Genomic DNA, 24,056 nt, shown 5'->3' on the forward strand with positions numbered 1-24,056 from the left:
TCCATGAGCACTTCCAAGTTGTTGTTTACGCCGGGGCCTCTGAATACCACAGAGACTGTGAAGGCGGCGATGTTGCGCGATATGGGCTCGCGCGATCCGGAGTTTTTACGCGTGGCTCGTGAGATTCGCGAGGAGTTGCTTGCGATTGCGGGTGTGGCCGATACGTTTGAGGCTGTGCTGTTGCAGGGTAGCGGCACATATGTGGTTGAGTCGGTGATTTCTTCGGCGATTCCCTGGGATGGCAAGCTGCTGGTGCTGGTGAATGGCGCGTACGGACGCCGCATTGCGCAGACTGCGAAGGTGCACGGGATTGAGACTGTTGTTTTTGAGCTGCCGGAAAATCGCAAGTTCACTTCGGCGGACGTAAAGCAGAAGCTGGCGGAGACGCCGGGCATTACGCATGTGGCCGCGGTGCATTGCGAGACTACGACGGGCATTCTCAACGATATTGAAGCGATTGGGCCGGAGGTTGCTGCGGCTGGCGCTGTCTACTTTGTGGATGCGATGAGCAGCTTTGCTGCGGTTGATATCGACTTCAATGCAGCGAAGATTGATTTTCTTGTTTCTTCCGCGAATAAGTGCATTGAAGGCGTGCCGGGATTTGGGTTTGTGCTGGCGAAGCGGGAGCGTCTGCTTGAGATTAAGGGACGCGCGCGCACGTTGAGCATGGATTTATATGACCAGTGGGCATCGGCGCGGTCGGATGGGCAGTTCCGGTTTACGCCGCCAATTCAGACGATTCTTGCCTTTCATCAAGCGTTGCAGGAGTTCAAGACAGAAGGTGGCGTGGCTGCGCGGTCGGCGCGGTATCGCAGCAATCATGCAGCGCTGATGCGCGGCATGGCGGAGTTGGGATTCCAGACTTATCTGAAGGCGGAGGATGTGAGCTACATCATCACGACTTTCCGGTATCTGGATCATCCGAACTTCACCTATGAGGTGCTTTACGAAAAGCTCAGCGAGCGCGGGTTCATTATTTATGCGGGCAAGCTGACAAATGAGCCTTGCTTCCGCGTGGGCTCGATTGGGCAGCTTTATCCGAAAGATATGGAAGCACTCATCGCGAACATGAAGATTGTTCTGGATGAAATGGGTGTGGCGTTGCCTGCTGTATCGAAGTAGTGAACGATATAACAACATCAAAAAGCTCCCGCGAAAATTGCGGGGGCTTTGATGTTTACGGAGCCCAGTATTTGGGCGGATTTGGCTCGTCAACGTGGTCTTCCATGTAGTCCTTGGAACCAACTTCCCAACTGACGGAGCCATCACGGAAACGCAGCCAGGTTTTGAGTTGCGTTGGATCGTCTGCACTTAGTTCGATGAGTCTGCCGCCGCGTGCGCGGCCATTTACAGGGTCTTCCGGAGCGACATGCGGATAGGCGTAATAGCCAGTAATACCAACGTAGCCGAGCATGATGCCGCGCCATTTTCCGATGTAGTTATTGTCATGGTCATGGCCGCAGAAGATGCCGCTTATATCGCCGCGTTCCATTGCCGCTGAGAAGAGGCCGCCGTTGACTTCCTGCACCATCTCCGGCTCTTTGCGCTCGCCGACGAGCTTGCGGTGCTGAATCATCTCCTTGTATTCCTGTAAAGGAATGTGGAAGAACATTGCTCCCGGAATCGCCGCGCCGTATTGCTTTTCAAGCGCGATGGATGTTTCGCGATACCACGCAACCTGATCGGTCTCGATATAGGTTCCCTTTGGCAGTGCGTTGCCATTGCCTGAGTCGAAGAGCCAGAGATTGAAGAGCGGCTTTGCGCCGTCGCTGCTCCATACGAGGAGGTTCTTGACGCCGGTACCGCTGAGGCCGCGCACCCATCCGGCATTGCGGTTGTAGGGGTAGCTCTCGTACATGGCGATTTGCTGTTCGCCGGTTACGGTGTTCTTCTTGATGGCTTCGCGATCATGGTTACCGAAGGTGATGGCCCAGGGAACTTCCTTGTTTTCCATGGCCTGTGCCACGTTGGCAATGGATTGCTTGATCTGCTCGGGCGTGTTGCTGGCGTTGCCGGTGATGACGTCGCCGGTGATGATGACTACATCCGGCTTTTCGGTGTCGATGAGGTATTCGGTGAGTGCGATGCCATATTTATCAGGACGCGGATAGTAGTGCGTGTCACTGATGATGAGGATTTTGAATTTGCCATCTGCACGGAACTTGAGCGGATTGGCTTCTGGTGTGGCTGCTTCCACGCGGCTTGTTGGTTCCGCATTGCCATGCGTCAGAAGGCTGGCTGCGGCAAAAGTAGCGGAAGCAAGAAAGGAACGGCGTTTCATCGAGGTGTTCTCTCTTTTCAAAGCTTCTATGTAGCGAAAAAGAAAAAGGCCTGCTGGGGCAAGAGGCCTTCTACCCCAGCAGGTTGTTCAGGAGTACAGCAAGTTAGAAGTCCAGTCGCGCTGAGACCTGACCGTTACGAGAGGCAATGGCGCCTGAGATAAACCCGAACGATGCGCTGGTCGGATTCGTGGTCAGTGTGTCGCCATTGAGGTTGGTGTGGTTCAACACGTTGGTGAAGGTTCCCTCGATGCGGAGCTTGAAGCGCTCGTTCAGCGAGAAGATCTTCGACAGGCCCGAGTCGAGCTGGACGAATTGAGGACCGACCACAGCACCGGGACGAAGCTGACCGAAGCGGCCAATGGGGCCCGGAATGGTGTAAAGCACTCCGTTAATCAGCTCTTGGTTGTTGTAGGTCTGGCCGTTGAACTGCGTGTTGATGGCGTGACCGTTACCCGTGAAGCAGCCGAAGCCGGGCTTCCAGTTCGAGTCTCCAGGGCAGACGAAGCCGTTGGGGTTCAGCCACTGCTTCGCGCTCTTATGCTGAGCGTAGAGGCTCTGACCGGCAACCCTATCCGCGTACTGGTTGTGGTTGTCCGCGTTGAAACCGGCGGCGTAGGTGTTGGTGCCCGAACCTGTGCCCGATGGGTCGTTTGAACCACCCAGAGTGACCGACAAGTTGTCGCCCGAATCCCACTCGAAGATGTTCGAGAGAGTCCAGCCGCCGACAAAGATGTCCACGAAGCGGTTCATGCTGTTGCCGTACTTGCGACCGCGGCCCACAGGGATGGCCCAGGTTGCGTTGGACTTCCACGCCATCTTGCGCGGCGCCTGCATCACACCGTAGTCGAGGTCGAGATTCGGCGCGTAGATGGAGCTTGAGCCGTCTTCCTCGCTAAGGTTGCTGCCCGAGCCCATTACATTGCCGAGTTCCTTGCCGTAGTTCAGGGTGGATTCAAAGCTCCAGCCGTTCTGGAAGCGATGCGTGACATCGAGTTCCAGAGCGTGGTAGTTGGTGTTGCCGCGGGTGCTCATCAGCTTGACGATACCCATGTTCGGGAAGCGACGCGCCGTGTACGGCTGGTCATATGCTTCGGTCGTGGTGGAGTACGGGAAGTAGTTGCGGTCGTCTTCCACGAAGAGGTGGCGCGAGACATTGCCGATGTATGAGGCGCGAACGCCGTAACCGTGTCCAAGGTTGTGCTCAAGAGACAGAGTCCACTGCTCGGTGTAGGGGTCGTGCCAATCTGTGCCGGGCACGGTGTTGAGGTTGAAGTGACCCACCGAGCTGGTCTTGCCACCAGCACTGGAACCGGCGTAGATCTGCGGGAACTGATAGGCAGGTGTGCCGAACGAACCACCGCCCTGGTAGGCGTTGTAGTAGGTCTGCTGCGGAATCTGAATCAGGCCACCTGCGCCGTCGTCGGCCATATCTGCCGAGAGCCAGTTGCCGTAGAGGCCGTAGCCGCCGCGAATCACCCACTTGTCATCCGAGGTGAGGCGATAAGCGAAGCCTACACGCGGCTGGAAGTTGGCGCGGGTATTGTGATGGAGCGACTTATCCACACCAGCCTGCGAAGCCGAGACAACCGGAAGGCAGCCAACGCCATTCAGTGTCGTGCCACCAAAATTGCAGCTGTTGATGCTGGCAAGCAGGTCCTTGTTCAGGTACTTCTCGCCACCGTCCGGATAGATGAGGCGGCCAGTGCCGGGCGTGTTCGCGTCAAAGTTGCCCATCAGGCCGTTCTTGTCATAGAAGCCGCCGTTGTACTCATAGCGGAGGCCGCCGGTCAGCGTCAGGCGGGCGTTCACCTTCCACTGGTCCTGGGCATAGAGCATCTAGTTGTGAGCAATGTAGTTGTTGTCAGCGGGTACGTCGTCATAGCGGGTTTCGTAGGGAATGCCGAGGAGGAAGTCTGCCCAGCCGTTGCCCGTAGCCTGCCAGGCTCCGTTATTGCCGAAGTAGAAGTTGCCAAACTGATCGGCGCTGATGGGGTTGGTCGGTGTGATGGCCTTATAAGCCGAGAAGTTGCCGCCGAACTTGAAGGTGTGGTCCTTGTAAATCCAGCTCAGATTATCCGCGTAAACCCATGCCTTGTTGTCATAGGGCTTGACGAGGCGACCCGGCGTGCCGCTGAAGTACGGGATGCTCATGTAAGGAATTGCTTCCTGCCAGAGGTCCGAAGACAGGCCTTGCAGGCCGAGGCTGTTGGTGAAAGCCTTGCCGTCAAACACGTTAGTGGGAGCGGCATAAGCAAAGCGGCCATAGCCGGCGCGGAACTCGTTGATGATGTTCTGCGTGATGGTCCAGTTGGCAGAGAGAATCACGTTGCGATCAGCGTCTTCAATCCCCGTGGTTGGGAAGTTGATGCCGTTGATGGTTTTGGCTGGCTGGTTGGCGTAAACCATGCGACCCCACACGAGCAGCTTCTGGTTAGAGCCGAAATACTGGTCGCCGCGAACGTCGAACTGGTCTGACTTTGAAGTGTTGTCGTAGTTGGCCCAGTAGTTAGCGGTTTGACCTGCGGCAAAGTGATTGGTATCGATGGTCTGCGAGCCAGGGCCATTAGTAACCGTGGCGCTGTGGTTCGGCGAGGGCCAGAACTGCAGGTACTTCTGCGCGACCGGATTGATGTTGAATCCGCACTGGGCAAAGGTGACGCCGCAATAGGTGCCGGTGGCCGGATTGTAGAGGCCCTGGAACTGGTTGCCGCCGTTGTTATCAGGAATGATGAAGTTAGTGAAGTCGCCCTTCAGGATGTCCGGCGTGGGAACCGAGTACTGCTTGGCGCTCTGCGAGGGTGAACGCATGCTTTCCCAGTCAAACCAGAAGAAGCTGCGGTTTTTGCCGTTGTAAATCTTGGGAATAACAACCGGACCTGCAAGGCGGGCGCCATAAACGTTCTGAACAACGTGCGGACGCGAGGCCGCGCCGTACGGGGTTGCGTTCAAATCTGTGTTGTTGTTGTACCACCACGCACCGCCGTGGAGCGTGTTCGTGCCACTCTTGGTAGTGACGATGATTTCGGAAGGGCTTCCGTGTTCGGAATCACCCAGCACGGCCGACGAGTGAATTTCAGCAATGGCGTCAGCAACGGGCAGCAGGGTGCCATCCGGGTGGTTGCCGCTCATGGCGGCAATGGTCACACCGTCGGCGTCAAACTGCGTTTGGAAGGTTGTCGAACCGTTGACCGAGAAGCTATGGAAGACGCTTTCAGACGGCTTGAAGTCCACGTTCGGCAACTGCGCGGCAATGGTGAGAGCCATCAAGCCAGTTCCGAAGCCTACGGTACGCGAGTTGGTGGGAAGATTGAGGATGTCTTCGGGCTTGAAGCTGGTGGTGATTTCCGGCGTGTCGAGGTTGATGACGGCCGAATCGGCGCCGGAGACTTCCACCGTCTCCGAGGTGCTGCCGACCTTGAGCGGAGCATCCACGCGAAGCTGCGCCTGGGCATTCAGGACAAGGCCCGAAATTACCCACTTCTGGAAGTTATTCGCGGTCACCGTGATGGAGTAGTTGCCAGCCTTGGAGTCAAGGAACTGATAATCGCCGGAAGCGTTGCTGGTGGTGGTGCGGACAGCACCTTCGTCTACATTGGTGAGGGTTACGGTTGCACCTGCAACCACTGCGCCCTTACTGTCCGTGACTGTGCCGAGAATCGACCCCTGGGTGGACTGAGCGGCACTGGGCAAAGCGTAAAGCAGAACGGCAATCATCAGGCACAACAATGCAAAGAGCGGCCTGGACTGCCTGAATGGATGATGACTGGAACTGGACATTGTTCATCTCCTGGTAGCAAATCAAACTGTCGGAATGCGCACGAAGTGGGGAAACAGCGCATCGTGGAGAAACATATTGCGATTCTGGGTGATTTCCGGGGATACCGAAACGTTCTTAACGGTTCAGAGTGAGGCCATCTATCGCACTCTTTTCCTGCTTTCTTGTGGGATTTACACGCTATTCAAAACCTGCTCATACGAGAGGAAAACCGCGTAAATCCTATTCATACGGTTTTCATAATTGCCACTACGGTTGCATCGCGGCATGCTGCCTGTGCTGTTGCCAAAGCAGGGCAAGAGCGATGATTGCGGTAAGCCCAGCCACCACTGCCAGCACCAGGAAGAAGGCCTTCCAGCCAAGTGTCACCACGACATAGGCCATGCCGTTGCCGGACAATGCTCCTGCCAGATAACCTGCCGCATCAATTACCCCCGAAGCAGTTGCGCCGCCATCTTTGCCGCCGAAATCCAGCGACATGGCTCCGGCCAGGTAGGAGTAAGGACCAACCAGCATGAAGGCGACCAAGCCGACCAGGCCGAGCAGCATCCATTGCGGGGAGTTGGCCGGGGCAAACGCCAGCGCGGCGAGAACGACGACGGAGAATGCGAGCCCGCTAAAGAGGATTCGGCTGCGGCCTGCGGCGCCGAAGAAATCGCTGAGGAAGCCGGCCAGAAGGACAGAAAATCCTCCGAAGAGCGGGAATAGCGCGCTGCCGCTGGCTGCTTGTGCGCTGGTCATGCCTGCAAACTGCGTGAAATATGTGGGCGTCCAGAGGTTGAACGTCTCGCGGAGCAGCGTGGTTCCCAGAGACAGAAAGCAAACAAGCCAGAACGCGTAGGAAGAGAAAAGTCCACGAAAGACAGCGGCGGCGCTGGGCTGCGGATGCTTCACTTCCGGCTGCGCAAAAAGGTTTTCTGGATTTTCTACTGCGTCCTCGAGGTTGTATTCCGTGGGAGACTCGCGCAGAAAAATCAGATTCAGCACAAGCAGAACGGCAAGCAGACCTGCGCCCGTAACAAAGAGACCGCGCCACCCCATGCCGTGGCCGAGCAGAAGCGACATCGCTTCCCGCGAGATGGCGTCTCCAAAGAGATAACTGAGACTCAACACAGCCATCACGCTGCCGTAACTGGAGTACGAGAACCAGCGCGAGGCAATCTTGACCAGTCCCGCCCAGCCCATGGACTGCACGAGGCGGTTGCCGACCCATGCGAGGGTAAAGAGCGGAAATCCCCCGCCGGCCATGAATAGGAGAGTAAAGAGGATGGAGCCTGCCATGCCGCCGAGAAAGTTGTAACGGCCTCCGAACCTGTCCGCCAATGCGCCTGCCGGAACTTTTCCGAGCGCATAGGCCAACACCCCCATGGATGCAATGGAGCCAAGGCGAATCTCAGCAAGATGCGCATCGACGCCGTGCTTAACCTGTTCAGCGAGGATGAGCGGAAGGGCAACCGAGTAATCAGAACGGCAAAAATAGTAGGCGGAATATCCCACAGCCAGCAAAGCGATGGTGGCGATATGCCAGCCGGTAAACCGTTGTGTTGGGGACTGCTGATGCAGCTCTGCTTTTTCCATTGATTTATCCGTTAGCAAGTAGCTGCTCCTTGGTACATTCCTTCATGGTGATTCCTTGTCTGGAGTGGGTATCTGGTTATGCGAGAGTGAGGCTGTGAAACATGAAGGCGCAGTTAACGCGCGTGCTCCGGCTTCAACAACCCGGCCTCGGTGAGCGTACGTTCGGCGAGCCCGAAGGAGAGCGTCATCCCTGAACCTCCTGGCGACGTAACAATCCATGTGCCGGACTGCGGCTGCATCACGAGCAATGGCTTATCCGGATGCTTGGCGTAGACGCCATACCAGCGCTGCGCAATCGTAAGGTCCGGTGCGCGCAAAAATCCGGTCGTATAGCGGAGGATAAGTTCGTCAATCTCTTCCTTATTGAAGATGTCCACACCCAAGCCGTACTCATGCGAGTCGCCGAGAGTCAGCGCGCCATCCGCAGTCTGCGATACAAGGGCATGAATTCCCCACTGATCGAATTCCGGCGTCTCTGTGGCAATGCGCTGCCGCAGTGCAGGCAACGTTGAACAAACTCCGAATGCGGGATAAAAACGCAGCGTGAGGCCTGCTGCGAGCGAAGGACCAAGCTCCCATCCCGCAGGCTGCGGTGCTGTACGCATCATTTGCAGCTTGCAGCGCGTTATGCCGCTCGCAGCGTACTGCTCGGGAAAGAGTGTTTCAAAATCGTCGCCCCCGCAGATAAAAACAGCCTCTGCCTGCCAGCTTCCGCTTGCCGTGGTTACCTTCCCGGCATCCACGGCAAGAACCGACGTGCCGAAGTGGAAACGCACTCCATAACGCTCCTGCAGAAAGCCCGGCAATGCGGCAATAATCTGGCGCGGGTCAACAGTCAGCTCGGTACTGCTCCAGAGAGAGCCTAGAAGACCTTCCGGCTGCAAAGCCTGACTGCGCGCAAGAGTCGCTTCGCGGTCAAGCCAGGCGCAGGAGTAGCCCAGATCCGGAGCGCGTTCCGCAAACTCCTGAATCACATCGGCTTCATCCGCCCGATAAGCTGCATGCAGGGAGCCGGTGTTGCGATATGGAAGCTTTGCTTCTTTCAGCATTTCCAGCCAGTGCTCCCGGCTGCGCAGCGCCAGTTCCAGCAGAGGGCCGTTCGGCTGGCCGATTGGCCAGACCATGCCAAAGTTGCGGACCGAGGCGCCAAACGCCTGCGGGTTCCGCTCGAATACGAGGACAGATTTCCCGCTCCGGGCCAGATGCCAGGCATGAGCCAGCCCCAGGATTCCCGCTCCTACAATTGCTACATCTGCCGTCCGGCTTTCCATCTGCCCGTATTTCCCTTCGCATTGCCGAGCCGCGCCCAGCAACTAACTTGCAGTCATTGCAAGCTACACAATAGGCCGCAATGCGCCGGCAAAAAACGTTCAGAACGGTTCAACCAAAGGAAATTCAAGCGCATACAGGGAAATAATCGAACTGTGGAAATCGCAGCCAGGTTGTTTTCACCTCAATTTACGGCTTTGTCACCGCATATTGTGATACAACAACAGACACGCAATCCCTTAAGCGATAGAACATAGGGCGATGTTTACGATTCTGCAACAATTCTGACGTACTATCCCAGCTAGCAAGCCATACATAATTGCGCACATCAAGAGCACGGGAGGCAGCATGGCATCGACAGCCCTGATGGTCAATCTATCGACATCGGAAGACAGCCCTTTCCCGACTGAAATGCGGCAGGCAATTGCGCTTGAGCTGGAAGCCATCTGTAACGACCCGCATTTCCGCACCAGCCAGAGAAACTGCGCGTTTCTTCGCTATGTCATTGGAGAGACGCTGGCCGGCCGCGCGGATGAGATTAAAGAACGTACCTTAGGGAAAGAACTCTTTGGCCGCCCGATTTCTTATGACACAGGTTCGGACGCAGTGGTACGCGTTCGCGCCAATGAGCTGCGCAAACGCCTCATCTGTTATTACGAAACGCATAAGAGCCAGGCAGGATGGCGTCTGCACCTCCCGCTGCGCACCTACGTTCCTGAGTTTGTGCATGAAGACACGCTGACCGTTCAGAATGATGGCGTTGCACACAAGGAAGACACGCCGGTTGCGGCCCTTGATGCGGCGAAGCCCGTTGAACCCATTGCGCTTCTTCCCTCTTTGCTTCCCTCTGTTCCAGCCGTTCATGCAGAGTTTGAAGATGCCGCGCCGGTAGCTGCAATAGAAGAATCGGCAATGCCGTGGTGGAACAATCATGAATCCGTTCTGCCGGTTTCGCGCATGATGATTCCCACGCTGATTGCGCTCTTTCTCTGCGTTGCAACGTTTCGCCTGCAGGCTGCGTATGGAACGCCGTATCTGGATTTCTGGGAAGCGCTGCTGTCGAGCCGCACGGGGATCGCAGTGATTCTGGATGCAGACCCTGCAGACCCGCGCGCTGTAATGACCAACGACGTTCAGATGATTGCGCCGCTCTTGCAGACGGCAGCACATTTTCATCGAGGAACAGAGATTGCGGGAGCTTCTTCCTCAGCGCCGGCAAATGGGCTGCTAACCGTGCACGTTACGCACAGCTCTCCGAACCACTCGGATGGCGCTGCGTATGTAACGGTGGTACCTGGCGACCAGCCTCAGCTCTGGGTAGACAGCAACAATGCGAATGCGCTGAATCTTGCGATTCACTCCATCTCAGATACAGATTTATTCCCCGCCGCGCTGGGAATGGCTGTTCGCAGAAACACGCCAACGCGCTTCCGGCTTGCTGAAAATGAACAACTGACCGCGCGGACGCTTCCCATCCCGTCTCAGTCCGGAGCACGCCCGTGGTAAAGGCAGACACCCCTGCACTCGACGCGCAAAAGGATGGAAAGCGCCTGCGTGCGTATTGGGTTGAACGCATTTTTGTTGCCGCGTGGATTGGCTACGCGGGCTTTTATTTCTGCCGCAGAAATATCTCGTGGACTCCGCTGCCCGCTGCAAGCCATCAGGGGTGGATGACCGGACTTGCGGACCTGCTGCTCTTCTTCAGCATGGGTTATACGCTTGGGCAGCTCGTTGGCGGATGGTCCGCGGACAGGTTCGGCGTTCGTAAAACGGTTCTGTGTGGAGGTCTGCTGTCTATGACGGCAACCGCGCTGCTCATGACCAATGCTCCTGTTGCCGTAATGATGGTTTTGCAGATGCTGAATGGCTTTGGACAGGGCTTTGGATGGCCGTCCATGATGAAGCTGTTCAGCGTGTGGCTGCCACGCGCACAGTTTGCCATTGGAGTTGCGTGGTGGAGCACTTCTTATGCTCTTGGCAGCTTCCTGGCCTACGCAGTAGCAACCGCACTCTCTACGGCAGATTCCGTTCCGGCAGCGACGGGTGCACGGCTTTCCATCGCGATTCCCTGCGTGGTGCTGCTGGCCACTACGCTTTTCTTTTACTGGCGTGTGCGCGAGTTGCCGTCGGATGCTGGCATTGCGCCGAAGCCCGCACAAAACGACGCACAGAACCCGGCGGGCGGATGGAGCGTTGTTCTGCGCAACTCCGAGATTCAACTGCTGGCTGTCTTCTATTTCTTTCTCAAGCTGACGCGTTACTCGCTCCTCTTCTGGCTGCCGCTCTACATTATTGAGACGCAGCGCACGCGCGGCAATTCCGCACTGCAGTTGTCTTCCCTCTTTGAGCTGACTGGCTTTGTCGGCGCGATCTTTGCCTGCTATGCCTCCAACAAATGGTTCGGGGAACGGCGCTACCCGGTTGGCGCCATCATGCTCTTCCTTGCGGCGTTTGTCTTCCTTCTGCATCCACTTGTGACGACATGGGGCACAGTGCCTACCGCAATCAGCATTTCGCTGATTGGAATTCTTATCTTCGGACCAGATGTGCTGCTCTCTTCGATTGCTCCGGTAGAAGCAGTGCCTTCCTCGCATGCGGGGCGTACATCCGGATATGTGAACGCCGTTGGCTCGCTAGGGCAGATGATTTCGCCGGTGCTGGTTGCATTTTGCTCGCATATGTTCGGGTGGAACAGCATCTTCACCTTGTTTGTTGTCTGCTCGCTCATTGCCGCTTCCCTGCTGGCCATTCGCTGGAACACCCAGCCGATGAATAAGCTTCATCTGAAGATGGCATAGACAACCTGCTTCTCACTTCCATTTCAAAAAAACAGGACTCCCTGCTGTCATGCAACCTCTTAGATTTTTTGCGCCTGTACTTAACGCCATTCTTTGCGCTGCAGTTTTTTCTTCTCTCCTCTCGTATAGCCAAACGCCGGATACGCAAGCACCGGACCGGCTTCCGAAGCGGTTTGCCGATAGCGCTGACTTACCGAACGGTTGGCGCATTACCCCGGCAGGCAAAGAGATTCGCATGACTGCGACCACATGGAGAGGCGTGACGTCCGAGGGCATGGGCGATGTGATTATGAATGCCGTCACCTCGCCTGACGGACGTGTTGTTGTGTCCACAAATGGCGGATGGTATCCGCATGCGCTTGAGGTCTTTGACACGAAGACACAGCAACATGTACAGCACATTCAACTGCCGGCGGCATGGCTGGGGCTGGCGTGGTCTGCGGATGGGCACACGCTGTATGTTGCGGGTGGAAATGCGCATCACAGCTATCACGGCGAGACGCCAGTGTCGTCCATTTATACGTTCCACTACGCGGATGGCAGGCTGAGCAGCAGACCTGTAGCAACGTTTGCTGAGACCATCGACTCCAAAGAAGTGTGGTGGTCCGGCATTGCGTTATTGCCTGCAAAACACTGGCTCTATGCGGCAAATCGTGGCGCTGGCACTGGCTCCAGTAACGTTGTTGTCTTTGACACGCAGACGCACGCAATTGTTACACGCATCCCAGTTGAGGTAAGCCCATATCAGACTGTTCTCTCGCCGGACGGCCACTATCTTTTCGTATCCAACTGGTCGAGTGAGTCGGTGAGTGTCATCGACACCAGCACAAACAACGTGATCCGCACCATCCATGTGGGGGCAAACCCAAATGACATGAAGCTCTCCGCGGATGGGCGGGTTTTCGTTGCATGCTCGAATGACAACAGCGTATATGTGATCGACGCGCACAAGCTCGAAGTGCTTGAGAGGCTATCCACCACACTGACACCAATGGCGCCGGAAGGATCGACGCCAGATGCGCTGGCAATCGACAATGCGCACAAGCTTCTCTACATTGCGAATGCGGATAACAACTCCATTGCCGTGGCAAGCATTGCAAACCGCCTGCATAGCACAGTGCTTGGTTTCATTCCTACGGGATGGTATCCCTCCGCGCTGGCACTGGCCGATAACAACCGCACGCTTTATATCGCCAATACAAAGGGCGAGTCAGGGCACCCGGATGTGAAGGGACCGACGAGTCCACTCTCTTCACGGCCATGGCATGACGGCGATGAGACGGTTGAGACCGTACAAACCGGCAGCATGGAAGTGCTCTCGGTTGCAGCGCTGAAGACGAAGCTTCCTCACTGGACACACCAGGTAATCGAAGACACGCCCTATAACGATTCCCTGCTTTCAGAAGCACGTCCACCAAAGGAGCCAAGCATTCTGCCGCAGCATGTTGGGCGGCCCAGCGTGATTCAACATGTGATTTACATCATCAAAGAGAACCGAACTTACGATCAGGTCTTCGGCGATCTACCCAAAGCGAATGGCGATCCGAGGCTGACAATCTTCGGCGAGAAAATTACGCCCAACCAGCACGAGATGGCACGCGAGTACGAAACACTAGACAATCTCTATTGCGATGGCGAAGTCAGCATGGACGGACACTCATGGTCGAATGCCGCATACGCAACGGACTTCAACGAGAAGCAGTGGCCCGCGCTGTATGACGGCTACAGCCGCGCTTCCTATGATGTGCGTGCAGATGTCCCTTCCGCTGGATATTTATGGGATCTTGCTAAGCGCAAGGGGCTGACGTATCGCTCCTATGGCGAGTTCGGCGACCGCGCAAGCACTGCAGACAAAGACGATGTGCGCTTACCTGTTGGTGCAGATGCGCTTGTAGGGCATTTCGACAAGGACTTTGAGCGCGGGCTGAATGTTCGCGATACGAATCGTGTTGCAGCCTTTCTGCGCGAGTTCCGCCAGTATGAGGCAGACTACGACAGCAAGAACCCTGAACAGCGCCTGCCGAACTACATCGTCATGAGCCTGCCTGAAGATCACACTTCAAGAACATCCATCGGGGCCTATACTCCGCAAGCAGCTGTCGCTAATAACGACTACGCGATTGGGCAGCTAGTAGATGCGGTAAGCCACAGCCATTACTGGCCGAACACAGCCATCTTCATTATTGAAGATGATGCACAGGATGGCGCAGACCATGTCGATGCGCGCCGCACCATGGGGCTTGTTCTGAGCCCCTATAGCAGGCGCAGCAATGTGGACAGCACGCTTTACTCAACCAGTTCGATGCTGCGCTCGATTGAGTTGCTGTTAGGGTTGCCACCGATGAGCCAATATGATGCTGCGGCAATGCCGATGTATGCATCCTTTGGTACAACGCCGGACCTGACACCATTCAACGTTATTCAGCCGCTCATTGATGTCAACGCAAAGAACACCAAAGGCTCATTCGGTGCAGAGGCAAGCAGCAAAATGGACTTCTCCGACGTGGACCGCGCGCCAATGCACGCACTGAACGAGATCATCTGGAAGAGCATTAAGGGAGCTGATTCCCCCATGCCCGCGCCGGTGCATCGCTTCCGGCCTCTTGTAGATGCCAACGATTCCGCGGATTCCCTAAAAGACAAAGACTGAACCCAGGAAAGTACCTGCTGTTCGGCGTCCATGCGACAATTGCAGCCAGGACAGCGTCGAGCATGAATCGTAGAAAATTTCTCTCCCTCGCAGCGGCTGGAATCGGTAGTGCGGCACTTTCCCGTTCTACGCTTGCATGGACTCAGGATATAAACGCCGCATCGAGGCATCTTCAATTGCGTATTGCGCCTGTCAAGATAGAACTTGCGCCCGGCGTGGTCATCGAGACGGTTGGCTATAACGGGCAGGTTCCGGGGCCGATTCTTCGCGTCAAAGAAGGCGAGCCGGTCGATATTCATGTTGTGAATCACAGCGATGCTCCTGAGCTTGTGCACTGGCATGGATTGCATATCGACGCAATCAACGACGGCTCTTCCGAGGAAGGTTCTCCGGTAATTCCTCCCGGCGGTGAGTTGCGCTATCGATTCACGCCTGCGTCAAGCGGATCGCGGTGGTATCACACGCACACCATGGCACATGGCGATCTGCGGCGCGCCGGATATAGCGGCCAATATGGATTCTTCTATATTGAGCCGAAGACCGGCGAGGCTGGCGCTTATGATCATGAAGCCTTCCTCGCTGTGCATCATTGGGAAGCATCGATGGCGCACAATGCAACTCCGCTAACAGGCCACGAGGTCAGCTACAAATATGCGTCATTCAATGACAAACTAGCTTCGGCGCATGAACCGCTGCGCGTAAAGGCCGGGCAGCGGGTGCTGTTTCACTTCCTCAATGCAAGCGCCACCCGCAATGTGCAGATTGCCTTGCCGAATCATCAGTTTCGTGTAATTGCGCTCGATGGCAATCCTGTCCCCTCGCCGCAACTTGTCAATGTAATTTCGCTGGCAGTTGCAGAACGGGTGGATGCGATAGTCGAAATGACAAGCCCCGGCGTGTGGATGCTAGGGGCTGTGGAGGATGAGGATCGCAACAAGGGGCTTGGCCTTCCGATCGAATATGAGGGTCAAAAAGGCTCTGCAATATGGACAGCCCCCGCTAAGAACGATTGGTCGTATGCGCTGTTTGCGCAGGCAACTCCGATAACGGCTACTGTTCAGCGCGTGCCGATGATCTTTGAAAAATCTGCCGGAAAAGACAGCATGGATCTTTGGACAATCAACGGCAGCGCTTTTCCTGAGATTGCTTCGCTAAAGGTGAAGCAGGGTGAGCGCTACCGGCTTGCCTTCTTCAACACCTCAGGTGAGGCTCATCCGATGCATCTGCACAGGCACAGCTTTGAGCTGGCCGCAATCAACGGCAAGCCCATGTCGGGCATCTTTAAGGATGTGGTCAACGTAGAGGCTTATACGCGAGTGGATGTGGACTTCACTGCGGAGAATCCGGGGCCATCACTCTTTCACTGCCACCAGCAGATGCACATGGATAACGGCTTTATGCAGTTGATTGAATATCTGCCGGCAAGTTAACTGCGAACTTGTAGAAACATCTCAACACGGCATATACCTTCATGGAGCCACTGCCCGTCGGCCTCATCATTACTCTCGTCTCGGCTGCTGTCCTCCGCCGCAAACTCCCTGTCGAATCATCCGACGGCCTCGACACAAAGCCCACACTCTCTACTAAACTTTCAAACGATTCTCACTAGGAGGCTTCATGGCTTCAATTACTGGCTTCGGCGGTATATTTCTACGAGCAAACGATCCGAAAGTGCTGTACCAGTGGTATGAGCAGCACCTCGGCCTGGTAAAGTCGGGCGGAGCGTTCTCTTTTCCCCCACCAACGCAACACCCCCAGGTAGTCTTCTCTCTTTTCAAGCAAGACAATGCTTACTTTCCTCCTGCGCAAAAGGCGATGCTCAATCTACAGGTAGACGATCTGGACGGTCTGCTGGATCGCCTGATAGCCGAAGGCGTCACTGTCGATCCCAAACGCGAAAGCTATGATTTTGGAAAGTTTGGTTGGATTACCGATCCGGAAGGAAATCGTGTCGAGCTGTGGCAGCCTGTCGCAACAGATTGATGCCAAGCGCAGATCAGTCACAAAAACCAGCTTCTATGAAGAAGACGCTCCAATAAAAACATGGAACTATCGACAAACAAATCGGTGCAATGGCAACTCGCTCGTTATCTCAAGATTCAGCGGACCACTATACGTGCAGAGTTTCACTCGCAGATGATGACCTGCCTGATTGCCACGACGCAAGAGCTTCTTTTAAAACTTGCAGAGGATTATGGCTGGGAGATATCCCTCTCAAAGGAACAAGACCTGGCTTTGCGCTGGTCATTAAAAAACGGGAAGCCGAATCGAAACCTGAACTATGGGTACGCTGGAATTACCGCAATTACCGCAAAGCATTCCGGTTGTTTTTATTCCACCATTACCGTTTCCCCAATCTAGTCCTTCCTCGTTCTCTTCAGGTTGACCATCTGTATCCCACATCTGGCTTCAAGGATGCGGAGCACAATTACTTCGTGCGGCTCATCCTGCTTGATCGCAAAACTAACGCCTCCTACGGAGCAGGACCTGAAAGTTCTTTCTATCCAAAGGAACGCGAACGGGAATGCGGAAAACATGACGGCATACATATGGATTGGATAACCTTCTTAAAAGCAACAAACACACGCATTCCTGCAAAAAGCGCGGGAGAAAAATCATGGTCTACCTGGGCATGGAGATTCGCCGGAGAATATAACGCGGAATATCCCAGCGAAGACAAAGTCCTCTCCTACCACTCCATCACTGTCATGCTGAATCTTGTTTACCACCAACGCTATCGGCCAATACCGCTGCAACCATCGTTCCTTGACGAAGCAAGAAGCTCCCCATCCTTCGCTTGCTTCCCTGGCCTGCACCAACACGAGTAAACATTGGCGTTGCCCTGCGTGCTTCAATCCCATAGCAAAAGTGGCTCAAAGCATGAGCTGTCCACCATTGACCTCGATAGTTTCTCCCACCACATAGCTGGCTGCATCCGAGGCTAGAAAAGCAATTACCTTCGCGCATTCTATGGAAGTTCCTACGCGACCGAGAGGGATCATATTCACGAAATTCTTCATCATTTCCGGCGTAGAAAATACCTCATGAAAGGGAGTGTCGATTACGCCTGGGGAAACGCAGTTAACGCGGATGCCGTGCGGGGCTAATTCTTTGGCTAGCGACTTTGTGTAAGTCATCAGAGCGCTCTTAGCGGCTGCATATGGGCCTGCGCCCAGACCACCACCATTGCGTCCGGCTATCGAACCGATGTTAATGATCGCGCCACTCTTACGCGCAATCATGGAGGCTACAACCTTCTGCGTGCACAACACAGCGCTCTTCAGATTCAAATCCATTACCGCGTCCAGCCGCTCCGCAGTCACGTCAAGAATTGGCAGTCGCTCCACAAGAGAACCGGCATTGTTCACAAGAATATCCACAGGACCGAGTTCTTTCGTAACGTGCGCAACCAGGGATTCAACCCCGGCTGTCTGAGAAAGATCAGCATGGCAGAGAATTGCCACCCCACCCGCAGCCGTAATTTGATTTCTGGCCTGCTCCGCTCCGCTTTGATTGCGGTGAAATCCAATTGCGACGCGAGCTCCTAATTCTGCAAAAAGAGTTGCCGTTGCAGCTCCGATGCCGGAAGATGCACCCGTAACAAGCGCGATTTTTCCACTCAGGTCCAGATAGTTTTGCATTTGATTTCATCCTCTCTGTAATACAGTTCTTCTTCCGTGCCGCTTTCTTTTTCAGAGCGATACTGGTTGAATTGTTTTTCCAAGCCGAAACAAAACAACAGTGGCAATAATCGGCAGCAAGCCTGCCGTAATCAGAACAGGCGCGTAGGAATAGTGATCGACAATTGCTCCTGTTGCCTGCGTTAACAACATGGCACCCACACCTGCGCCAACTCCACCCATTCCCATGACTGAACCAACCGCACTCGATGGAAAATAATCACTGGGAAGTGTTTGAACATTTCCAATCCACGCCTGAAAGCCGAACAAAACCACAGCAATCAAAATGAGCGCAGACAAAACACTGTGAGTTAAAGCAACAGGGATGCCGGCACACATTAGCGCCATTCCGCCAAGCATCACGGTTTTCCGCGCGCGATTTACGCTCCAGCCGCGATGAATGAGATGCCCCGATAGCCATCCTCCAAAGAGGCTGCCCGCATCAGCCGCGGCAAATGGCATCCAGGCAAATAAACCAATTTGCTGCAGGCTGAGATGTCGCACGCGAAACAGGTAGAGCGGCAGCCATGTGATGTAAAACCACCAGACTGGATCGCCAAAGAAACGCGCCATGATAACGGCCCATGCCTCGCGACGGCGCAGGAGTTGGAGCCACGGGATTTTCTGCTGCGAACTTAATGAATCTGAATCTTCCTGGATAGCGTATTTTTCTATCACGTTATTTGCACCAGGCTTATATGACCAAATCCACAGCATCAGCCAGAGAAAACCTAGTGCGCCGATAACCAGGAATGTTGTTCGCCACCCAAACCGCATTTCAATCCACAGGATTACTGGAGTAGCAATGACAGAGCCGATTGCGGTTCCACTATTGCAAATCCCCATAGCCAAAGCACGCTCTCGCACCGGGAACCATTCAGCAATGGCTTTTGCGGCTCCGGGCCAGGTACCACCTTCTCCCAGCCCCAAAAGAAACCGCAAACCACATAGGCTGACAAGCCCTTTTGTGAACGCGTGCGCCATTGAAGATAACGACCAGACAACAACTGATAGGACGAAGCCGAGCTTGGTTCCCACCTTGTCGTACAGCATTCCTGAAAGACCTTGGCTTGCCGTGTAGGCAATCAGGAACGATGTAGTCAACGCCGCAAATTGAGAACTAGACATGCCAAGTTGCACAGTTATCACCGGCCCCAGTACCGCAACTGCAAGACGGTTGAGAAAGTTGATGAGAGCCGCAAGAAAGATCAGCCCTATCACCCACCAGCGAAGACCGGAGATTTCTCTGCTCAAGCATTCCTCTCAGCAATTCATACGAATGGTTCAACACGGGCAGCTTCCAGTTACAAACCCTCGCGGCACTTCAGTCCTTTGCCGATGAGAAAGAGACGGACACCGTTTTAATTGCGTATGGTTCCGTGGGAACTGTAATTTCCTGCTTGCTATTCAGAGTGACGGGATGTTCCTGCTTTTCCATCAAGCTGGTCTCCGCCGCACTATTCGCAGCCTCCGGCAGATGAAGATGTACGTTTGTTGATTTCCCTTCAAATTCATAGAAGCGAAAAGCCAGATCATTATTGTCTTCTGCCTTCTTCATAGCCGTCACAATAACGTTCTGCGGCTCTACAGAGAGGAAGGAGCGCGTGGTTGACCATGATCCAGCATGTGGCGCGACTTCGACCGCAATGAGTGGATAGTTCAACTCATATCCCTGCTGCATTGTGCCGCCGTCTTTCCAGTTGCCACTGTGCGGATAGAGTGAATACGTGAATTCATGGAAGCCCTGATCAGCAATGCGGCCATCTGGCGCGAGCATGGTCGGAGAACGAAGAAGTGACAACCGAATCACGTTGTCTTTTGCATCGTATCCATACTTGCTGGCGTTGAGCAGACTCACGCCTACCGTTGCATCGGAGATATCTCCCCAACGCAGAGCCGGAACTTCAAACTGTGCCTGTTCGGCGGGAGTATTGCGTGTCGTTGGCCGCTCAATTGCGCCGTAAGGAATTTCAAACGTAGCCTTCGTGGCCTGAACATTGACTGGCACACCTACTTTGAGCAGAATGTGCGACTCATGCCAGTTGACCTTCGTATGCACATCGATGCGCGCAACATCAGGGTACGCAACAACGTCGCGAACAATATCGGAATTCTGGAACTTGTTTTTAATCCGAACCACGACACGTTCCGGACCATTTTCGACAACTTTTACTTCTTCAGGATTTTTAAGGTCCCAGCTTTTCTCATCGAACTTAATCTCCCACGCGTCTTGAACTGGCGGTCGATCAACAAAGGCTTGCAGTAGATTCGCGCAACCTCCCGAAGCCACTGTCTCTTTATTGCTCGATTTATCGACAAGACTCGTAATGCAGCCGGTAGTTGCATCTATCTTCATCCGAAAAAACTGGTTTTCAATCGCTGTGCCATCCACTTTCAGAGTCGAAACAACCGACCTTGCATGCGATACAGGAGCAACATGAATCACGGCATAGCCCAATGATGGAACATCCGGAACCATCACCTGCAACTGTGTTCGCTGGGTTGCGTTGTCCGTGAAAAGCACCTGCGAAAGCAGAGGCTTTCCATCCGCGCCAACCGCTTCCAACTCCTCGCCCTGCGCAGGCGTGTGAACTTCAACCGTTACAGGTTCAGCCCGTTTCCATGACAGCGGATTGAAGACAACAAACGAAGTTCCCTGTCCTTGCGTATTGATTTTCGCTGTCAGGCGATCGAGAGAGCTATGGAGAATCTTGCCGCTGGCAAGACTGGCGTCATTCAAACTGGCAAGTGCTTCCGTATAGTTATTGCCTACGCCCGATCCGGGCATAATATCGTGAAAATCGTTGAACAGAATCTTCTTCCATACCCCCTCAAATTCAGTATTGGAATATGGCTGGCCTGTCTCAAGGAAAGAAAGCGCCGCAAATTTCTCGGCGTTCTCCAACTGTTCTTCGTTGTGCCGGATTTGCTTCTTTGTCTCGGATTGCGTTGTGTAGCACCCGCGATGATATTCCAGATACAGCTCACTGTTCCACGTTGGCAGAGTGAGGCCGCCGCTCTTGAGAGACTGATGCACATCCTCAAAAAAGTCATGAGCTGTGCTGAACTCTGCTTTTGGAAAGACGGTGGAAGGCTCCTCCAGTCTCACGGCCTCATCCACTTCCTGCCGCGTCGGGCCGCCTCCATGGTCGCCTACGCCGTACAACTGCATGATCTCAGGAAAGTGCGTCGATGGCACATAAGCCGCAATATCATTTGCCAGGCCAACTGGCTCAGTAGTGCCGTTATATGTGTGCGGAAAATAGGTCAGCACCTTGCTGCCGTCAGGAGACTGCCACCAGAACAGCTTGTAAGGGAATACTGTCGTTTCATTCCAGGACATCTTTTGTGTAACGAAGGAATCAACTCCCGACCTCTTATAAATCTGCGGCAGCTGCCAGTTATATCCAAACGAATCGGGGTTCCAGCCAATATTGACATCCACATTAAACTTCTGCTGAAAGTATCGCTTGCCTACTAACAACTGGCGAACAAGCGACTCGCCATCCGGCATGTTCAAGTCGGGCTCTACCCACATACCGCCAACAAGCTCCCAGCGGCCCTCTTTCACTCGCTTCTGGATTTCCTGGAACTCCGCAGGATACTTGTCTTCCAGCCATGAAAAGTCCTGCACGCTGGACTGCGTGTATTTGAAGTTGGGGTATTCATTCATCAGTTGCAGGGCCGTCCCGAATGTATCTCGCACAACTTCAACCGTCTCTGTCCATGGCCAGAGCCACGCCATATCAATGTGCGCGTTACCGACAAGCCTGACCTTGAACTGCTTCATCCACGTATTCAGCGGCTGCAGATTGTTTGCTGCTGTTTCCAGCGAGTGCGTAAAAGCGGCTTGATTCCCCTTATCCAGCGCTGCAAAATCTATCGCCTGCACAGCCTTGTCCAGTTGCTGTTCCCGTTCTGCTTTGCCATCAGGAAAACCGCTGATGACAGCCTCTGCCGTTTGAATTTCGCTGCGCAAAAAGCCGGGATCAGGCTGCCCAGGATAATCGACAACAATGCGCGCACCCAGCAGTCGTCCTGCCGGCTCATGAAACGGTGTCTTAATTGAAATCTGTATCTTCTGCCCCGGCTCTGCTTTGTTGGTAATCAGAATCGGGTCCAGCGTGCGGCCATCCCCCTGTGCAACCAGGCCTCCATTCAAAAAGACTCGGCCATCTTTTGAAAATCTCACGACCAGCTTCAATCTCGCGCCGCGAATATCTTTACCGCCAACAGTTGGCGGAACCACAACTGTTGCACGATACCAACCGCGTTGCTCTGCAGTTGCACTCGCATCATTCGCGCGCCGTTCGCTGAAGGCCAGCGTGACTGTCTTCCAGTTGAAGTCGTCCAACGACGCATCTTCGCCGTGCGGTATATCCGCATCATGAAAACGCCACTCATTGATTGGAAGCAGCGTCATGGCCTGCAACTGGTCCATTTGTTTTGGATATTTTTCCTGCCATAGTTTCGGAGGATCACCGTGACGCTGAGCATGCGAGCAAATGCACAGAACGGCAACAGACACAATCATCACAAAGCAGCGTTGAGTTTTCCGCACAGCGTTGTCCCATCCTTTTTACAAGTGAGCACGCCACCACACGTGGCTACCCCTCTGGGTTATCTGAATTGGCTTACATGTTCTGTCTGCATCCACAGGATTCGCGGATATGAAATGTTGTCGAAAGTACAATTTGCTGACGTGGCAGTGCCTTCTTGCTCTGCATCCTGGCAAATAGCAGTTCAGCGGCCCGCCGCCCTAATTCCGCGGACGGCTGGCGCACCACGGTAAGGCTTGGCGTCAGGATTTCTGCCATTTCAAAATCATCGAAGGAAATCAGTGCAATGTCGCTGCCTGGGCGCTTGCCTAATTGGCGCAGCACCCGTAGAACAACCATGGTTGTAACGCCGTTCAGCGTGAGAATGGCATCCAGATTGCCGGGACCCTTCATCAGACAGTTCCGAATAACATCCGGGGACAGGTCGTTCTCGTTTTCTACGAGATACGTCTCTTTCTTGCGGCGTACGCGCTTCATCGTACTGACATAGCCAGCGATACGCTCTGCTCCTGTATAGAGATGAGGGCGAGCCCCAATAGCAAGAATGCGTTGATAACCATGAGACAACAGGTGCTCGGTGGCTTCCCGCACCGCATCCCGGTTCGTCACGGTAATGCTATCGATGCTCGAGTTATCAATGGGGCGGTCAAAAGAAACAACAGGGATGCCTGCGGAGGTAAAGGACTCAGCAGTATTTTTTCTTCCATCTGCGGGAGCAATAATCAGGCCATCCACCTGGCGGCGAACGAGAATTTCCACCTCTTCCCGCTCCAATGCTTCATCTCCGCCAGAGCTGGTCAGCATAACCACGTGCCCATTTTTTCTAGCCACTTCCTGCACTGCCTGTACTGCGGATGCACAAAACGGATCGGCAAGGTTCGGCACGACCATTCCAATTGCTGCCGATTTGCGCCCTTTCAAGCCTCGCGCCAATTCATTAGGACGATACCCAAGCCGAGACATAACAGCGCGAACTTTTTTTGCGGTATCCGGTGCAATCCCCTGGTCATCATTCAGCGCACGCGACGCTGTTTTCACCGATACACCGGCCTCACGCGCTACATCTACCAAGGTTGGACCGTTCGATTTCCTGAGCATAGTTATTTATCAACCTGCAAAAAATTCAATCCTGAATGATATCCACTCTCACCGCGAGTTGTGCCTTCTGCCATAGAGGCGCGCTGCCTGTTCAGGCGCCATCAACACTCCGGCGCAATTTCGCCTTTTGTGTGGAATTTTCGACAACGTTGTCGCAATGGAACGAGATAGTATCCTCGACCTTTATATTTTGTCAATTTCCGTTTCCCAAGGCTCAGTCAAAACACAAGATTCAAACGTAAATTACTGATTTAATAATGTAAAACGATTTACCTGGAAGCTTTATCCCCATCCGCAACATTCATGAATAAATAATTCCGATTTTACTGTTGACAATAATTCTTCCCTCGGACTAGATTTTCCTCCG

14 protein-coding genes and 1 pseudogene are annotated in these 24,056 nt (G+C 54.3%); 7 read left to right on the forward strand and 8 right to left on the reverse strand.

The genetic code is table 11. The annotated features are described in order from the left end of the window. Nucleotides 1–3 precede the first annotated feature (3 nt). Nucleotides 4–1,122, forward strand: coding sequence for a 2-aminoethylphosphonate--pyruvate transaminase (locus tag AC5S3R_RS10850; protein ID WP_494267060.1), 1,119 nt, complete (start codon nucleotides 4–6; stop codon nucleotides 1,120–1,122). A 55-nt stretch (nucleotides 1,123–1,177) separates the two neighbouring features. Here the strand turns inward: AC5S3R_RS10850 and AC5S3R_RS10855 are convergent, their stop codons facing one another. From AC5S3R_RS10855 to AC5S3R_RS10870, 4 genes and pseudogenes are all read right to left on the reverse strand, one after another. Beyond that, nucleotides 1,178–2,281, reverse strand: coding sequence for a metallophosphoesterase family protein (locus tag AC5S3R_RS10855; RefSeq protein ID WP_494267061.1), 1,104 nt, complete (start codon nucleotides 2,279–2,281; stop codon nucleotides 1,178–1,180). 103 nt (nucleotides 2,282–2,384) lie between these two features. Continuing rightward, nucleotides 2,385–6,059: pseudogene (locus AC5S3R_RS10860) on the reverse strand (outer membrane beta-barrel protein). 247 nt (nucleotides 6,060–6,306) lie between these two features. Then, complete coding sequence (locus tag AC5S3R_RS10865) at nucleotides 6,307–7,635, reverse strand: MFS transporter (protein ID WP_494267062.1); 1,329 nt, start codon at nucleotides 7,633–7,635, stop codon at nucleotides 6,307–6,309. A gap of 113 nt (nucleotides 7,636–7,748) precedes the next feature. Continuing rightward, nucleotides 7,749–8,906 (reverse strand): TIGR03364 family FAD-dependent oxidoreductase, encoded by a 1,158-nt coding sequence (locus AC5S3R_RS10870; RefSeq protein WP_494267063.1) that lies wholly within the window; start codon nucleotides 8,904–8,906, stop codon nucleotides 7,749–7,751. Nucleotides 8,907–9,252: 346 nt separating this feature from the next. Between AC5S3R_RS10870 and AC5S3R_RS10875 the strand changes: the two genes are divergently transcribed. The 6 genes from AC5S3R_RS10875 (at nucleotide 9,253) to AC5S3R_RS10900 (ending at nucleotide 17,180) form a co-directional block, all read left to right on the forward strand. Next, nucleotides 9,253–10,410, forward strand: coding sequence for a hypothetical protein (locus AC5S3R_RS10875; protein WP_494267064.1), 1,158 nt, complete (start codon nucleotides 9,253–9,255; stop codon nucleotides 10,408–10,410). Continuing rightward, nucleotides 10,404–11,702 carry an MFS transporter gene (locus AC5S3R_RS10880; RefSeq protein ID WP_494267065.1) on the forward strand — a complete coding sequence of 433 codons (1,299 nt, stop codon included), beginning with the start codon at nucleotides 10,404–10,406 and terminating at the stop codon, nucleotides 11,700–11,702. Before AC5S3R_RS10875 ends, AC5S3R_RS10880 begins: the two co-directional genes overlap by 7 nt. Nucleotides 11,703–11,937: 235 nt before the next feature. Beyond that, complete coding sequence (locus AC5S3R_RS10885) at nucleotides 11,938–14,352, forward strand: bifunctional YncE family protein/alkaline phosphatase family protein (protein ID WP_494267066.1); 2,415 nt, start codon at nucleotides 11,938–11,940, stop codon at nucleotides 14,350–14,352. Between the two features lie 62 nt (nucleotides 14,353–14,414). Then, nucleotides 14,415–15,782 carry a multicopper oxidase family protein gene (locus AC5S3R_RS10890; protein WP_494267067.1) on the forward strand — a complete coding sequence of 456 codons (1,368 nt, stop codon included), beginning with the start codon at nucleotides 14,415–14,417 and terminating at the stop codon, nucleotides 15,780–15,782. A 187-nt stretch (nucleotides 15,783–15,969) separates the two neighbouring features. After that, a complete protein-coding gene (locus AC5S3R_RS10895) occupies nucleotides 15,970–16,335 on the forward strand; it encodes a VOC family protein (protein ID WP_494267068.1) in 366 nt (121 codons plus the stop codon). Between the two features lie 89 nt (nucleotides 16,336–16,424). After that, nucleotides 16,425–17,180, forward strand: a complete 756-nt coding sequence (locus AC5S3R_RS10900; RefSeq protein ID WP_494267069.1) for a hypothetical protein — start codon at nucleotides 16,425–16,427, stop codon at nucleotides 17,178–17,180. A 45-nt stretch (nucleotides 17,181–17,225) separates the two neighbouring features. On the opposite strand, the gene AC5S3R_RS10905 is transcribed toward AC5S3R_RS10900, so the two are convergent. From AC5S3R_RS10905 to AC5S3R_RS10920, 4 genes are all read right to left on the reverse strand, one after another. Further along, the gene (locus AC5S3R_RS10905; RefSeq protein WP_494267070.1) at nucleotides 17,226–17,993 is read right to left on the reverse strand and encodes an SDR family NAD(P)-dependent oxidoreductase; all 768 of its coding nucleotides are present in this window, start codon (nucleotides 17,991–17,993) and stop codon (nucleotides 17,226–17,228) included. 51 nt (nucleotides 17,994–18,044) lie between these two features. Further along, complete coding sequence (locus AC5S3R_RS10910; protein ID WP_494267071.1) at nucleotides 18,045–19,286, reverse strand: MFS transporter; 1,242 nt, start codon at nucleotides 19,284–19,286, stop codon at nucleotides 18,045–18,047. 70 nt (nucleotides 19,287–19,356) lie between these two features. Further along, nucleotides 19,357–22,473 (reverse strand): alpha-mannosidase, encoded by a 3,117-nt coding sequence (locus AC5S3R_RS10915; protein ID WP_494267072.1) that lies wholly within the window; start codon nucleotides 22,471–22,473, stop codon nucleotides 19,357–19,359. 193 nt (nucleotides 22,474–22,666) lie between these two features. Continuing rightward, nucleotides 22,667–23,689 (reverse strand): LacI family DNA-binding transcriptional regulator, encoded by a 1,023-nt coding sequence (locus tag AC5S3R_RS10920; RefSeq protein ID WP_494267073.1) that lies wholly within the window; start codon nucleotides 23,687–23,689, stop codon nucleotides 22,667–22,669. Nucleotides 23,690–24,056 lie beyond the last annotated feature (367 nt).

The organism is Occallatibacter sp. FHG110214_02 (assembly GCF_059115385.1).